The sequence below is a fragment of the Paraburkholderia sp. Ac-20340 genome, from assembly GCF_017104965.1.
GTDB lineage: Bacteria > Pseudomonadota > Gammaproteobacteria > Burkholderiales > Burkholderiaceae > Paraburkholderia.
In genome coordinates, this window is sequence record NZ_JAAGPR010000043.1 from 46,874 (window position 1) to 61,849 (window position 14,976).

The following is a 14,976-nucleotide window of genomic DNA, read 5'->3' on the forward strand; positions in this document are numbered from 1 at the left end:
TTCATGGTAGCCGCCTATGAGCCACCGACAGCCCGTCAGAATTAGAGGGTGCGCTCTGACATAAATGCTGACCCAAGCTTCAGACGCTTCCTACAATGCGCGATACAAAGAAATCGAACGAGCGTGCATCTAGCGTGCCTCATCCCGACGCCGGCTGCAACTTCGGTCGGATACAGGGAGGCAAACTAGATGGAATACGACTACATCATCGTAGGCGGCGGCTCGGGCGGCGCATCGCTCGCCGGACGCCTGGCCGAGCGTTGTCCCGAGGCCCAGATCGCGCTGATCGAGGCCGGTCCGCATACCGAACGCAATCTCTTCGTCAACATGCCGATGGGCGTGGCGGCGCTCGTGCCGTTTCGCACGAAGAACAACTACGCCTACCAGACCGAGCCGCAGCCGGGCCTCGCGGGCCGTCGCGGTTACCAGCCGCGCGGGCGCGGCTTCGGCGGTTCGAGCGCCATCAACGCGATGATCTACACGCGCGGCCATCGGCTCGATTACGACGAATGGGCGCAACTGGGCTGTGCGGGCTGGGCGTGGGACGACGTGCTGCCGTATTTCCTGCGCGCCGAGGACAACGCGCGCGGCGCGAATCCCTGGCACGGCGCGGGCGGGCCGCTGGGCGTATCGGATCTGGTCGAGCGCAATCCGGTGGCGCAGCGCTTTGTCGCGGCTGCGCGCGAAGCGGGCTTTCCGGCCAACGACGACTTCAACGGCGCGGAACAGGAAGGCGTGGGCTTCTATCAGGTCACGCAGCGCGGCGGCGAGCGCTGCACCGTGGCGCGCGCCTATCTCTACGGCAAGCCGCGCCCGAATCTCCATCTGATCGCCGATGCCACCGTGCTGCGCGTGAGCTTCGACGGCACGCGCGCAAGCGGCGTCGAAGTCGCGCGCGGCGGGCGCACCGAAACGCTGCTCGCGCGCGCCGAAGTGATTCTCGCGGCGGGCGCGTTCAACACGCCGCAACTGCTGATGTGCTCGGGCATCGGTCCCGCCGATCAACTGCGCGCGCACGGCATCGGCGTGCTGCACGATGCGCCCGAGGTGGGGCGCAACCTGATCGACCATATCGACTTCACCTATAACAAGCGCGTGCATTCGAGCGAGACCGTGGGCTATTCGCTGCGCGGCGCCGCGAAGATGGTGCCCGGCCTGCTGCGTTATCTGCGCACGCGGCGCGGCATGTTCACGACCAACGTCGCCGAGGCGGGCGGTTTCATCAAGAGCCGCCCGGAACTCGACCGGCCCGATCTGCAACTGCACTTCTGCACGGCGCTCGTCGACGATCACAGCCGCCGCCTGCACTGGGGGCACGGTTATTCGCTGCATGTCTGCGTGCTGCGCCCGGCCAGCCGCGGCACGGTCACGCTCGCGAGCGCCGATGCGCGCGTCGCGCCCGTGATCGACCCGCGCTTTTTCTCGGATACGCGCGACCTCGATCTGCTGGTGGCCGGCACGCGCCTCGCGCGGCGCATTCTGGACGCCGCGCCGCTCGCGCAGATGGGCGGCCGCGAGATCTACACGCACGCGGGCCAGAGCGACGCCGAACTGCGCGCGACCATCGCCGCCCACGCCGACACGATCTATCACCCGGTCGCCACCTGCCGCATGGGCGGCGATGCGCGCTCGGTCGTCGATGCGCAACTGCGCGTGCGGGGCGTCACGCATCTGCGTATCGCCGATGCCTCCGTAATGCCGACGTTAATCGGCGGCAATACCAATGCGCCGACCGTGATGATCGGCGAGCGTGCCGCGGATTTCATCGTCGAAACCCGACGCCAGGGTACGCCTGCGCACGACGCGAAAGTGATTGCCTGACAGCGAGGTTCTATTTCTCCCAGCGGTTTTTCCGCTTCACGATGCCTTCCCTGGCGATGACGCAAAAAACGAGGCGCAAGCCGCCTCGTTTTTAACGCTGCGTTGACGAAAAAACCGCTTTTTCATGGGGTTTTCGTCAAAGAGTGTGCGACATGATCGCCACCCTCATTTTCGAGATTTCGGACTCCCTATAATCGCGCGGCACCTTGGGCGTGTCAGTTGGCGCGTCCGCGAACGGGAGGAACCGCCTCGATGAGCATCAATGTCTTTCAACTGCTGGACGCCGTCATGAGCGACGACGTGGTCCGCACCCTGGCCGGTCGTTTCGGCCTCACGCCGGATCTGGCGCGCAAGGTCACGGGCGCGGCCGCGCCGGCCATCGTCGCGGCCATCATGCATCGCGGCAGCACCGCCGAAGGGGCGCGCGGTCTGTTCGACACCATCATGTCGCCGGACGTCAATGCGCTGATCGGCAAGCAATTGCCCGAGCTGCTCGGCAGCACGACGGGCCTGAACCAGCTCGAAACCGTGGGCCGCGAACTGATCCAGCGCGCCGCTGGCGTGAACGTGGGCGCGCTGTCCGATGCCGTCGCGGCGCAAACCGGCGCGGCGCAATCGACGGCGTTTTCGCTGACGGGCGTGGTCGGCGCCGTGCTGATGGGCATTCTGAAGCAGCACTTCACGTCTTCCCAGGGCATCGTCGGGCAACTGCCTACGTTGCTGGGGCATCAACTGTCGTCGGTGAATGCGAGCCTGTCGGACCGGCTGGCGCATGCGGTCGGGCTGGGTTCCGCGGCGGCGTTTGCGGGTTCGATTCTGACGCGTCTGAAGGACGTGTCGGCGCATCTGGAACATCCGAAGCCGGTCGAGCGTCCGGTGCCGGTTGCCGTGCCGCCTCAGACCATCGGCACCAGCACGCCGCCAATCGAGCCGGAAAAGCGCAAGCATTCGTGGCTCTGGTGGCTGCTCGCGGCGATTGCGCTGATTCTCGCGTTCTTCGCGCTGCGCTCGTGCCAGCATGACGACGGCGCGAAGGACAGTGCAAACAGCAGCACAAACAACAGCGCAGCGGCTGCGCCGGCTTCTGAAGCCAGCCTGCCCGCAGTGGTCGCGGCGTCCGATGCCAGCGCGGCGGTGGCGGCTTCGGGCGCGATCGCGCTTGCATCGGAGGCTTCCGGCGCATCGGCAGCGGTCGCCGCGAGCGCCGCATCGTCGGCAAGCGAAGCCGCGCCCGCAGCAGCGCCCACGCAGGATTCGCATCTGTCGTTCACCGTCGACAAGACCGGCGCGCCGACCATCACCGCGACGGTCGGCAGCGAAGCCGAAAAAGCCCAGTTGCTCGACGCGCTCACGAAGAAGTTCGGCGACGGCAAGTTCACCGCCAACGTGACGGTCGATCCCGCCACCAAACCGGCCGACTGGCTCGCCCACCTCGACGGCCTGCTGCCGCTGATGGCGCTGCCCGGCGCGGAAGTGAAGATCGACGGCGCGCACGTCGAACTGAGCGGCGCGGCCGCCGACGCGAAGCTCGGCTGGCTCGACAAGCTCAAGGCGCTGTTCGGCTCGGGCTTCGATATCGGCGTGTTCAACGTGCAGAAGGCCGTGGCCGACGCCACGCAGTCGTTCCGCGACGCCGTGAAGGGCCTGTTCGGCGCGCAAGCGTCGTGCGCGGGCGACGATGTGGCCAAGGTGCTCAACCTGCAGGTCGTGAACTTCAACACCGGCAGCGTGACGATTCCGGCATCGGCGGGCGCGGATCTGCGCGATTCCGCCAAGGTGCTCAAGGCGTGCGCGAAGCAGGGCAAGCCGGTGCGTCTGGAAGTGGCGGGTTATTCCGATAACGTCGGCGACAAGACGGCCAATCTGAACCTGTCGAAGCGCCGCGCGCAGGCCGTGCTGACCTATCTGGTTGCTCAGGGCGTGAGTGCCTCGACGCTGAGCGCCGCCGGTTACGGCGACGCCAATCCGGTCGACAGCAACGACACGGAAGGCGGCCGGTTCCACAACCGCCGTATTGCGTTCTCCGCGAAGCAGTAAGTCCTTGCGCGAGAAGCAAAAAAGCCGTCCGGCGCGAGCCGGGCGGCTTTTTTATTGCGCATCGGCGCGTCACTCGCCAGCGGGTTTCTCCAGTCCGGGCGGGCGCACGAAATCGTCGAGAAACGTCGACGGCTTGCCGTATTCCTCGCGCGCCACCGCAAGCCACGCGCGCGCCGCATGCGAGAGATAGCCGTTGCGTTTCCAGCCGATCGCCATATCCCAGGTGATCTGCGGATCGGCGACCGGCAGGCAGGTGAAGCGCGCCGCGTCGAGCCTGCGCACATACGGCGCGGGCAGCAGCGCGATGCCGACGCCCGCGAGCACGAGCGCCGCCATCAAATCCCAATGACCGCTGCGCCCGACGATCTGCGGCGCGAAACCGGCCGCGCGACAGGCGTTGAGCACCACATCGTTGAGCGCGAGGCTTTCGCCATAGAACACGAACGGTTCGGCCGCGAGATCGGCCAAAGGCACGCTGGCGGCGCCGTCCCAGCGCGAGCCGCGCGGCGCGACCAGCCACAGCACTTCGTGCGAGATCGGCAGCACGTCGATCTGTTCGGGATCGACCGGCAGCAGCACGCCGCCCAGTTCCAGTTCGCCGGCAATCAGCGCCGCCTCGATCGCGCGCGAACCCTGTTCGAACAGCTTGAGTTCGATTTTCGGATAGCGCTGACGGAATGCGGCGATGGCGGGCGTGAACAGCGAACCGCCCATCGGCGGAATGCCGATGGTGATTTCGCCGCGCCCGAGCGTGCCGAGATCGGCGAGTTCGGCCTGCAACTGGGCCTGCGCGGCGAGCACGTCCTGGCCGCGCTGATAGACGATGCGCCCCGCGTCGGTGAGCACCATCTGGCGTGCGTCGCGCAGCAGCAGCGGCGTGCCGGTCTCGTCCTCGAGCGCCTTGACCATCTTGCTGATGGTGGGCTGCGTGACGTGCAGCGCCTCGGCGGCCGCGGTGAAACTCTGCTGGCGTACCACTTCGATGAAATAGCGTAGCGCGCGCAATTCCACGGGTCTGTCTCCTGATTTCGCTGACGTCGCGTGCGGATGGCCCCGCCGCTCACGTATTCCATTATGGAATGAAGTCGATGATTACAAGTCATTATATTTATGCTGCGCTGCACCCTATACTCAGTTCCATTCCACTGTCACTTAGGGTTTGCCATGACTGCCTCGACTTCCTCCGCACCGGCCCCGAAAACGGGCGTGATGTCGCGCGTTGGCCGGATCGCTGCGCAGTCGGCACTCCTCGCAGGCGTCTGGTTTCTCGCCGATACGCTCACGCGCGCCGCGCATCTGCCGGTGCCGGGCGGCGTGGTGGGCCTCGTGCTGCTGCTGGCGCTGCTGTTCTGCGGCGGCGTGACGCCGCGCTGGGTCAAGGCGGGCGCCGACTGGCTGCTCTCCGACATGCTGCTGTTCTTCATCCCGGCCGCCGTGGCGGCGGTGCAGTACGGCGGCCTGTTTCGCGCCGACGGCTGGCGCCTCGCGCTGGTGGTGGTCGGCGGCACGCTGATGGTGATGTTCGCGGTGGCCTTCGCCGTCGAGCAGGCCGCGCGGCTGGAACGCCGCCTCGCGCTGCGCCGCGTGCAGCACGTGCGCCTCGCACGACATCTGGCGCGCGCCTGAGTTTAGGCGCTGCCCGGCGCAAGCAATCTGACACGTAATCTAAGCACTCCCAAAGGATGAAGCCGTCATGAACACGTTCTACGCCTCACTGTTCGCCGACGATGCCTCGCGGCTGATCGCCGCAGGCTGCTTCATTCTGACCGTCGCGCTCTACTTCGCTTCGAAGCTCGCCTACGCGCGCTTTCCCTCACCGTGGCTCACGCCGCTGGTGGCCGTGCCGGCCGTGCTCGGCGCCTTCGTGCTGCTGCTGCATATTCCGTATCCGGTCTATTTTCAGGACACGCGCTGGCTGATGTGGCTGCTCGGCCCGGCCACGGTGGCGTTTGCCGTGCCGATCTACGAATACCGCGATCTGCTCAAGCGCCACTGGATTTCGCTCACCGTTGGCGTGACGGTCGGCATCATCGTGGCGGTGGGCGGTTCGCTCGCGCTCGCCAAGCTGCTGCATCTGTCGCCGGATCTGCAACGCAGCCTCATGACGCGCTCGATCTCGACGCCTTTCGCGCTCGCCGTCTCCGACAAGATCCACGCGCCGCGCGACCTCACTGCGCTGTTCGTGATCGCCACGGGCGTGTGCGGCATGCTGTTCGGCGAGCTGGTGCTGGGCCTCGTGCCGCTGCGCACGCGTCTCGCACGCGGCGCGCTGTTCGGCGCGGCGGCGCACGGCGTGGGCACCGCGAAAGCACGCGAACTCGGCCGCGAAGAGGGCGTGGTCGCCAGCCTGACGATGATGATCGCGGGCGTGGTGATGGTGCTGCTCGCACCCGCGCTGGGCTTTCTGCCGGTCTGAGGCCCATTTAGGACGATGACGATTTGCGGGGCTTCTGACGATTGCGTCATGAAGTCCGCCGTTCAGCGCACGCCAATCCCACAGGACATTTCGCGACGCACCTAAGATTCGGGCTTTTATGGGCCTTTATGGGCTTTGATCGGCTTTCCTAAGCTGCTGCCCTGACTGAATCGGCGTCGCGTTACATGTCCCTCATTTCGATCATCATCCCTTGTTACAACGGCGCTGCCACCATTGCGCGCGCGCTGCAAAGCAGCCTCGCGCAAGCCGAAGCCGCGCAGATTCTGGTCGTCGATGACGGTTCGATCGACGCATCGGCGTCCATCGTGCGCACCTACGGCATGCACGAACCGCGCATCCGCCTGCTGCAAACCGTGTCCAAAGGCGGCGCGGCCCGCGCGCGCAACTGGGGCGCGCTGCACGCGAGCACGCCGCTGATCGCCTTCCTCGACGCCGACGACGAATATCTGCCCGGCGCCCTGGCCGCCGCGTCGGCTCATCTGCAGGCGCATCCGCAGGAAGCCGCGGTGCGTCTGAACGTCGAATTCGCCGATTTTCCGCAGCGCCTGACCCGTCATCCCGATTTCGAGCGTCATGCCGCCGTGCTCAGCAACACCGTGCCCGGCAGTCTGGTGATGCGGCGCAGCGTGTTCCTCTCGCTCGGCGGCTTTCCGATGGACGATGTGTTCCGGCGTCACGGCGGCGAAGACGGCGCGTTGTCCTGGGTGCTCGGCGAGATCTTCGAGCAGCGCCGTCTGACCGATGCAAAACACGTGCGCATGCACTATCGGGGCGGCATCTACCCGGAGCGCTTTCTGAATATCCAGATGGGTTACGCCGAAGCCGATCCGGTCGAGCACGAAGCGACGTTGCGCGCCTCGCGCGCGTTTCTCGACGCCGCTTACACCAACCTGCGCCAGCTGCGCGCGGCCAGCGTGCCGGATCGATAAGCGCTTCACCCCAAGATTCACCTCGATTCACGCCGATTAACCCTGCCGCGCGTCCGTAGCGACGCGCGTCTGTCATCGCGTTTTGCTACAATCACGCCTCGTCTTCGAGGAGCGTTGCGACGGGGCGCGGTAAACACCGCATGACCCGCCAGGCTCGAAGGCGCTCAATCCGGTTGGCTTTCAAAAAGCCGCCGCACTGAAAAAACGGCGCTCACGTCTTTAATTTCTAGTCACTTTTAGAAAGGAGGGCGTGATGAACGCCGCAATTCCGCAAGATCAAGCCAAAGATTTCATCGTCGCCGATATGTCGCTTGCTGCCTGGGGCCGCAAGGAACTCGATATCGCCGAAACCGAAATGCCCGGCCTCGTGCAAACCCGCGAAGAATACAAGGCGCAGCAGCCGCTGAAGGGCGCGCGCATCGCCGGTTCGCTGCACATGACGATCCAGACCGGCGTGCTGATCGAAACGCTGACGGCGCTGGGCGCCGACGTGCGCTGGGCCTCGTGCAACATCTTCTCGACGCAGGATCACGCTGCCGCCGCCATCGCTGCGGGCGGCACGCCGGTGTTCGCATTCAAGGGCGAATCGCTCGACGAATACTGGGAATTCTCGCACCGCATTTTCGAATGGCCGAACGGCGAATTCGCCAACATGATCCTGGACGACGGCGGCGACGCAACGCTGCTGCTGATCCTCGGCTCGAAGGCTGAAAAGGACCGCTCGGTCATCGCCAAGCCCACGAACGAAGAAGAAGTCGCGCTGTACAAGTCGATCGCGGCTCACCTCGACGTCGATCCGACGTGGTACTCGACGCGCCTCGCGCACATCAAGGGCGTGACCGAAGAAACCACCACGGGCGTGCATCGTCTGTACCAGATGGAGAAGGAAGGCCGTCTGCCGTTCCCGGCCATCAACGTCAACGACTCGGTCACGAAGTCGAAGTTCGACAACCTGTACGGCTGCCGCGAGTCGCTCGTCGACGGCATCAAGCGCGCCACCGACGTGATGATCGCGGGCAAGATCGCGGTCGTCGCAGGTTACGGCGACGTGGGCAAGGGCTGCGCGCAATCGCTGCGCGGTCTGGGCGCGACCGTGTGGGTCACGGAAATCGATCCGATCTGCGCACTGCAGGCGGCGATGGAAGGCTACCGCGTCGTGACGATGGAATACGCTGCCGACAAGGCCGACATCTTCGTGACGGCAACCGGCAACTACCACGTGATCGGCCATGACCACATGAAGGCGATGCGCCACAACGCGATCGTCTGCAACATCGGTCACTTCGACTCGGAAATCGACGTTGCGTCCACGCGCCAGTACCAGTGGGACAACATCAAGCCGCAAGTCGACCACATCATTTTCCCGGACGGCAAGCGCGTGATCCTGCTGGCCGAAGGCCGCCTGGTGAACCTGGGCTGCGCCACGGGCCACCCGTCGTTCGTGATGTCGAACTCGTTCACGAACCAGACGCTCGCGCAGATCGAATTGTTCGTCGAAGGCCAGAAGTACGAGAACAAGGTCTACGTGCTGCCCAAGCACCTCGACGAAAAGGTCGCGCGTCTGCATCTGGCGCGCATCGGTGCGAACCTGTCGGTGCTGTCGGACGATCAGGCTTCGTACATCGGCGTCGACAAGAACGGGCCGTTCAAGCCGAACCACTACCGTTACTAAGCCGGTCACCCGGCCGATCGTTACGGTCAGATACAAAAGCGCTACGAGGCGGCCCTTATTTTTAAGCCGCCTTTAAGCGACCGGCCCGATGCTGTGCCTACGCCCGCGCGCTATTTTTAACGTGCGCGGGCGCACCGCATAACCACGACGCAAGAGGACTCCAATATGACCGTGCTGCTCACCTGGCTGATCAATGCGCTCGCGCTGCTGATCATTACCTGGCTCGTTCCGTCGATCCACGTGCGCAGCTTCGGCACCGCGCTGATCGTCGCGCTCGTGCTGGGCCTCATCAACGCCGTGCTGCGCCCGGTGCTCATCGTGCTGACGCTGCCCGTGACGATCGTCACGCTCGGCCTGTTCATCCTCGTGGTGAACGCGCTGTGCTTCTGGCTGGCGGCGTCCTTGCTCAAGGGCTTCGAGGTGTCGGGATTCTGGTCGGCGTTTTTTGGCTCGATCCTCTACAGCATCGTCTCGTGGCTGCTGTCGGCGCTGATCTTCGGCAACCGCAGCCTCGGCTGACGCTCGCCGGCCCGCGCCCTGCGCGCAGGCCGGCTCATCAAGAAAGCGATCATGAAACCGATCGAACTCTCATTCGAATTCTTCCCGCCCAAGACCGCTGAAGGCGTCGAGAAGCTGCGCGCCACGCGTGCGCAACTGCTCATGCACAAGCCGCGCTTCGTGTCGGTGACCTTCGGTGCGGGCGGCTCGACGCAACAGGGCACGCTCGACACCGTCGCGGAAATCGCCAAGGAAGGCGTCGATGCGGCGCCGCACCTGTCGTGCATCGGCGCGACCCGCGACAGTCTGCGTGACATCCTCGGCCAGTACCGCGCGCATGGCATCCGCCATATCGTGGCGCTGCGCGGCGACCTGCCTTCGGGCATGGGCGAAATGGGCGAGCTGCGCTACGCGTCGGATCTCGTCGCCTTTATCCGCGAGGAAACCGGCGACGCGTTCCACATCGAAGTGGCCGCTTATCCCGAATACCATCCGCAGGCGCGCTCGCCGCGTCACGATCTGGAAGCGTTCGCGCAGAAGGTGAAAGCGGGCGCGGATTCGGCGATCACGCAGTACTTCTTCAACGCGGATGCGTATTTCCGCTTTGTCGAAGAAGCGCAGAAGCTGGGCGTCGATATTCCCATCGTGCCGGGCATCATGCCGATCACGAATTACTCGCAGCTGATGCGTTTCTCGGAGATGTGCGGCGCCGAAGTGCCGCGCTGGGTCGCGAAACGTCTGGAAAGCTTCGGCGACGACCGCGAGTCGATTCGCGCGTTCGGCCTCGACGTGGTGACGGACCTGTGCCGCCGTCTCGTCGATGCGGGCGTGCCGGGTCTGCACTTCTACACGCTCAACGCGGCGCCGGCGACGAAGGCGATCTGCGAACGTCTGTTCCCCTGAGTTGGCACTGCGTTCGCACTGAGTTTCACCTCGACGCGCGGGTTCGGCCCGCGCAGTCTGCACAACGCGCGATGCTGCAAAAGCGGCTCGCGCGTTTTTTATTTGGGGGCAGGTGGGAAACCCCGCAGCAGCAGGATGTGACGGGCTGACGCAGATCAGCCACAGCGTTTTGAGACGTGATCAAAATCAAACTTTTGCTCATTCTCCGGCGCCGCTCGCACACCGCGCGCCATCGTCATGACTGCTTCCACTCTTTCGCTCGGCCCCGTCCTCACCTATTCGCAAGCCCTGGATGCGTGGCGCGCGGGCGCGCACGATGCAGCGCTCGCCTGCTGCGAAAGGCTCATTGCGGCAGATCCGCGCGATGCGGACGCCTTGCATCTGGCCGGCGTCATCCTGCTGGGGCGCGACCGGGCCGCCGCCAGGGCGTTGCTGAGCCGGGCGGCGGCGACACACGAAACAGCGGAAATCCTCGTAAGCCAGGCGCTGGCGCTCGATCCCGATGGGGCCGGGCAGGCCCAGGCTCTGCTCGAGCGTGCACTTGAACTCGATCCGGCGTGTTCAGCTGCACTGAACAATCTCGCGAACCTCTACGCCGCGCGACGCGATACGGCACGCGCCAGCGCCATGTTCGAACGCCTGATCGAGCAACAGCCGGACAACATCCTCGCGCACTACAACTACGGCAGCCTGCTGGTCGGTAACGGCGCTTCCGCGCAGGCAATTGCACCGCTGCGCCGCGCGCTGGCACTCGATCCGTCGCACACTTATTCGTACATCAATCTCGCCGCGGCGCTGCTCGATGAGAACCAGCACGCCGAGGCGCTGGCGCTGCTCGAACATGCGCGAACGGTGCAGCCAGATTCGGCGCTGCTGCTGGCGACGCTCGGCAGCCAGCAACGCAGGAACGGCCAGTTCGAGCTGGCGCGCGCAACATTCTCGCGCGCCATCGAACTGGACCCGCGCAACGCCCACGCGTGGAACGGCCTCGGCAACCTGTTCTACGAAGTCAGCAATATCGACGAGGCCCAGCGGGCATTCGCGCGCGCGGTCGAGCTCAAGCCGGATTTTTCCGATGCACTCGGCAATCTCGGTAACGTCTTCAGGGCAAGCGGCGACATTGCGCAGTCGATCACAACCTACCGTCGCGCGCTCGAATTGCGGCCCGACAATGCCGAAGCACACAGCAATCTCACCTACATGCTCGCGTTCGCGACGGACGACGCCGCCATCATCCGCGCCGAGGCCGAAGCCTTCTGCGCGTGGCACGAAGCGCAGTGGCTCGCCCCGGCCGTCATGCATGACAACACGCGCGAACCTGCGCGGCGATTGCGCATCGGCTATGTGTCGCCGGACTTTCGCGAGCATTGCCAGCGCCTGTTCATGACGCCGCTGCTTGCGCATCACGATCACGCGGCTTTCGAGATCGTCTGCTATTCGACCGTGATGACGCCCGACGCGGTGACGCAGCAACTTGCCGCCTACGCCGACATCTGGCGCGACGTGCGCGATTACGACGACGACCGGCTCGCGCAGCAGATTCGCGCCGACGGTATCGACATCCTCGTCGACCTCACGATGCATATGAACGGCGCGCGGCGGCTCGTATTTGCGCGGCGGCCCGCGCCCGTGCAGGTGGCGTGGCTCGCGTATCCGGGGACGACGGGCAGCGCCGCGATCGGCTGGCGGCTTACCGATCCGTGGCTCGATCCGCTGGGCGACGCACGCGTGGACGCGCAGTACACCGAACGATCGCTGCGTCTGCCCGATGCGTTCTGGTGCTACGACGCACTGGCGCCGGGCGTCGAAGTGGCGGCGTTGCCAGCCGCCGCCGCAGGCCAGATCACATTCGGCTGTCTGAACAACACCGGCAAACTCACCGACGCGACGCTCGCGCTCTGGTCGGGCGTGTTCGCGGCGCTGCCCGACGCCCGGCTGATCCTCATGGCGCCCGCCGGCAGCGCGCGCGAACGACTGGCGAAGCGGCTCGCCGCACATGGCATCGATCCGGCGCGCGTGGGCTTTATCGGCTTCCAGCATCGCGGCGATTACCTGCGCACTTACTCGCAGATCGACATCGCGCTCGACACGGTGCCGTACAACGGCCACACCACGAGCCTCGACGCCTTCTGGATGGGCGTGCCCGTGCCCACGCGCGTGGGGCGCGCGGCGGCGGGGCGGGCCGGCCTGTCGTTGCTGGCCAATCTCGGTCTGCAGGAACTCGCCGCAGACAGCGATGCCGCCTATGTGCGTATTGTTGTCGGGCTCGCCCGCGATCTGCCGCGCCTCGCGCACCTGCGGGCCACGCTGCGTGCGCGCATGCAGGCGTCGCCGCTGATGGACGGCGCGCGTTTCGCGCATCATATGGAGGCGGCGTTCCGGCATATGTGGAACGACTGGTGCGCCCAGCAGCACGGCGGCATTGCTGCGCCGCAACTGGCGGAAACGATGGCAACGGTGGAACCGATGGAACCAATCAACGCGCCGCTCGATCTCGTGCGTCATGCCGCAGCGCTGCGCGCCAGTGACGATGTCCCGGCCGCGGAAGCTGCGCTGCTACGCGCGCTCGCGCTCGACGCCGCCTGCGCACCCGCGTGGCTGGCGCTCGGCAATCTGCTGCGCGAGCAGGACCGGCGCGCCGAAAGCGAAGCGGTCCTGCGCAGGGCGCTCGACCATGTGCCGAACGATGCCGACGTCCCCAATAACCTCGGCACCCTGCTCGCCGAAGACGGCCGTCACGCCGAAGCCCAGCCGCTGATCGAGCGCGCACTCGCGCTGCGTCCCGCTTTCGCCGATGCGTGGCGCAACCTCGGCAGCCTCTTCATGGAAACGCACCGCGAAAGTGAAGCCATCGCGGCGTTCCAGCGCGCCGTCGAGCTCGCGCCGCATGTGGCGCATACCCACAACGTACTCGCCGGTCTGCTGATGAAGGCAGGCGAAACGACCGATGCCATCGAGTCGATGCGCGCCGTGCTCGCGCACGATCCCGCCGACGAATCCGCGCACGGCGATCTCGCCTACGCCACGCTCTTCGTCACCGACGACGGCGCCGCCATCCGTGCCGAAGCCGAGCGCTTTTTCCAGCAGCACGAGGCCGCGCTGTACGACGCCACGGCGCAGCACGCTAACGTTCGCGATCCGGCGCGCCGCCTGCGCATCGGCTATGTATCGCCGGATTTCCGCAATCACTGCCAGTCGCTGTTCACGCTGCCGCTCTTTGCCAATCACGATCACGCGGCGTTCGAGATCGTCTGCTACGCGAGCGTGGCGCAACCCGATCCCATCACGCAGCGCATCGTCGGCCATGTCGATCGGTGGCGCGACGTCCACGCACTCGACGACGCACAGATCGCGCAGCAGGTGCGCGAAGACGGCATCGACATCCTCGTCGATCTGACGATGCATATGGCCAGCGCGCGGCGGCGTCTCTTTGCGATGCGGCCCGCGCCGGTTCAGGTGGCGTGGCTCGCGTATCCGGGCACGACCGGCAGCCCGGCGATCGACTGGCGGCTGACCGATGCGCGTCTCGATCCGCTGGACGATCCGCGCGTCGATGCCCAGTACACCGAACGCTCGCTGCGCCTGCCCGACACCTTCTGGTGCTACGCGCCGCTCGACGAAGCCGACCGCAACATGCAGATCGGCGCGCTGCCGGCGCTGGAGGCCGGCCATATCACTTTTGGCTGTCTGAACAATCCGTGCAAGCTCACCGATGCGACGCTCGCACTCTGGTCGTGCGTACTCGCCGCGCTGCCTGACGCGCGTCTTATCCTGCTCGCGCCCGAAGGCTCGCTGCGCGAGCGGTTGACCAAACGGCTCGCGGCGCATGGCATCGATCTCGCGCGCGTGCGCTTTGTCGGCTACCAGAAGCGCGCCGATTACCTGCGCACTTACGCGCAGATCGACATCGGTCTGGAGACGGTTCCCTACAACGGTCACACCACGAGCCTCGACGCGTTCTGGATGGGCGTGCCGGTGCCCACGCGAGCGGGCCGCGTGGCCGCGAGCCGTGCGGGGCTTTCCCTGCTGGCGAATCTCGGCCTGCCGGAACTGGCCGCGCACGACGACGCCAGCTACGTGCGCATCGTCACCGCGCTTGCCGCCGATCTGCCGCGCCTGGCTGCGCTGCGCGCGGGTTTGCGCGAGCGCATGCTCGCGTCCGCGCTGATGGACGGCCCGCGCTTTGCGCGCGCCATGGAATCCGCCTTCCGTCACATGTGGCACGCGTGGTGCGCAGAAGCGCCGCGCCACGCAGTTTGACGAGCGGTCTCTGCGTCCGCGTTTTGGCGTCCGCTTTGACAATTCCTCACATCTCGAACGCCCTGGCCCGCCACGATGCACGGATCGTTCTGACGGACTAAGGTGGTAGCGCAGACAGTAAAAAGGGCGCAAAAGAAGGGAGGCGCGCTGCACCGCACCATGAGTCAACCGGCATTCCTGTCAACCCGGCGTTTTCCAGAGGCGGCGGGACTTTTGGCTCGCTTGTGGCTGCGGCATGTGCTCAAGTAAGATCGCGCTACGCTGGCCCCGGCCGGCATCGAACTGGAGGAAACATGAAAGAAAACAACCTGTTGCGTGCAGCACGAATGACCTCGCTCGTGGCGCTCGCAGCGGCATCGATTGCAGGCGCGCCGCTCGCGCACGCCGGCAGCATCCCGAACAAGACGCTCGTCTACTGC

General features: G+C 65.8%; 10 protein-coding genes and 1 riboswitch. Of the genes, 9 read left to right on the forward strand and 1 reads right to left on the reverse strand.

Going from position 1 to position 14,976, the window contains the following annotated elements:
* The first annotated feature begins 189 nt into the window (after window positions 1-189).
* Both G3N59_RS33195 and G3N59_RS33200 read left to right on the forward strand, forming a co-directional pair.
* A complete protein-coding gene (locus G3N59_RS33195; RefSeq protein ID WP_205987063.1) occupies window positions 190-1,821 on the forward strand; it encodes a GMC family oxidoreductase N-terminal domain-containing protein in 1,632 nt (543 codons plus the stop codon).
* A gap of 252 nt (window positions 1,822-2,073) precedes the next feature.
* Window positions 2,074-3,858 carry an OmpA family protein gene (locus G3N59_RS33200; RefSeq protein ID WP_205987064.1) on the forward strand — a complete coding sequence of 595 codons (1,785 nt, stop codon included), beginning with the start codon at window positions 2,074-2,076 and terminating at the stop codon, window positions 3,856-3,858.
* Between the two features lie 69 nt (window positions 3,859-3,927).
* On the opposite strand, the gene G3N59_RS33205 is transcribed toward G3N59_RS33200, so the two are convergent.
* Complete coding sequence (locus G3N59_RS33205; protein ID WP_205987065.1) at window positions 3,928-4,869, reverse strand: LysR family transcriptional regulator; 942 nt, start codon at window positions 4,867-4,869, stop codon at window positions 3,928-3,930.
* A gap of 153 nt (window positions 4,870-5,022) precedes the next feature.
* Here G3N59_RS33205 and G3N59_RS33210 point away from each other — a divergent pair, with 153 nt between their 5' ends.
* The 7 genes from G3N59_RS33210 to G3N59_RS33240 all read left to right on the forward strand — a co-directional run bounded on the left by G3N59_RS33210 (window position 5,023) and on the right by G3N59_RS33240 (window position 14,557).
* The gene (locus G3N59_RS33210) at window positions 5,023-5,484 is read left to right on the forward strand and encodes a CidA/LrgA family protein (protein WP_205987066.1); all 462 of its coding nucleotides are present in this window, start codon (window positions 5,023-5,025) and stop codon (window positions 5,482-5,484) included.
* A 67-nt stretch (window positions 5,485-5,551) separates the two neighbouring features.
* A complete protein-coding gene (locus G3N59_RS33215) occupies window positions 5,552-6,274 on the forward strand; it encodes an LrgB family protein (RefSeq protein ID WP_205987067.1) in 723 nt (240 codons plus the stop codon).
* Window positions 6,275-6,459: 185 nt separating this feature from the next.
* Window positions 6,460-7,224, forward strand: coding sequence for a glycosyltransferase family A protein (locus G3N59_RS33220; RefSeq protein ID WP_205987068.1), 765 nt, complete (start codon window positions 6,460-6,462; stop codon window positions 7,222-7,224).
* A gap of 100 nt (window positions 7,225-7,324) precedes the next feature.
* Window positions 7,325-7,444, forward strand: a riboswitch (S-adenosyl-L-homocysteine riboswitch).
* 33 nt (window positions 7,445-7,477) lie between these two features.
* Complete coding sequence (gene ahcY, locus G3N59_RS33225; protein WP_205987069.1) at window positions 7,478-8,896, forward strand: adenosylhomocysteinase; 1,419 nt, start codon at window positions 7,478-7,480, stop codon at window positions 8,894-8,896.
* A gap of 165 nt (window positions 8,897-9,061) precedes the next feature.
* On the forward strand, window positions 9,062-9,415 hold the full coding sequence (locus tag G3N59_RS33230) for a phage holin family protein (RefSeq protein WP_205987070.1): 354 nt from the start codon (window positions 9,062-9,064) through the stop codon (window positions 9,413-9,415).
* A 51-nt stretch (window positions 9,416-9,466) separates the two neighbouring features.
* A complete protein-coding gene (gene metF / locus G3N59_RS33235; protein WP_205987071.1) occupies window positions 9,467-10,297 on the forward strand; it encodes a methylenetetrahydrofolate reductase [NAD(P)H] in 831 nt (276 codons plus the stop codon).
* A gap of 237 nt (window positions 10,298-10,534) precedes the next feature.
* Complete coding sequence (locus G3N59_RS33240) at window positions 10,535-14,557, forward strand: tetratricopeptide repeat protein (RefSeq protein ID WP_205987072.1); 4,023 nt, start codon at window positions 10,535-10,537, stop codon at window positions 14,555-14,557.
* Window positions 14,558-14,976 lie beyond the last annotated feature (419 nt).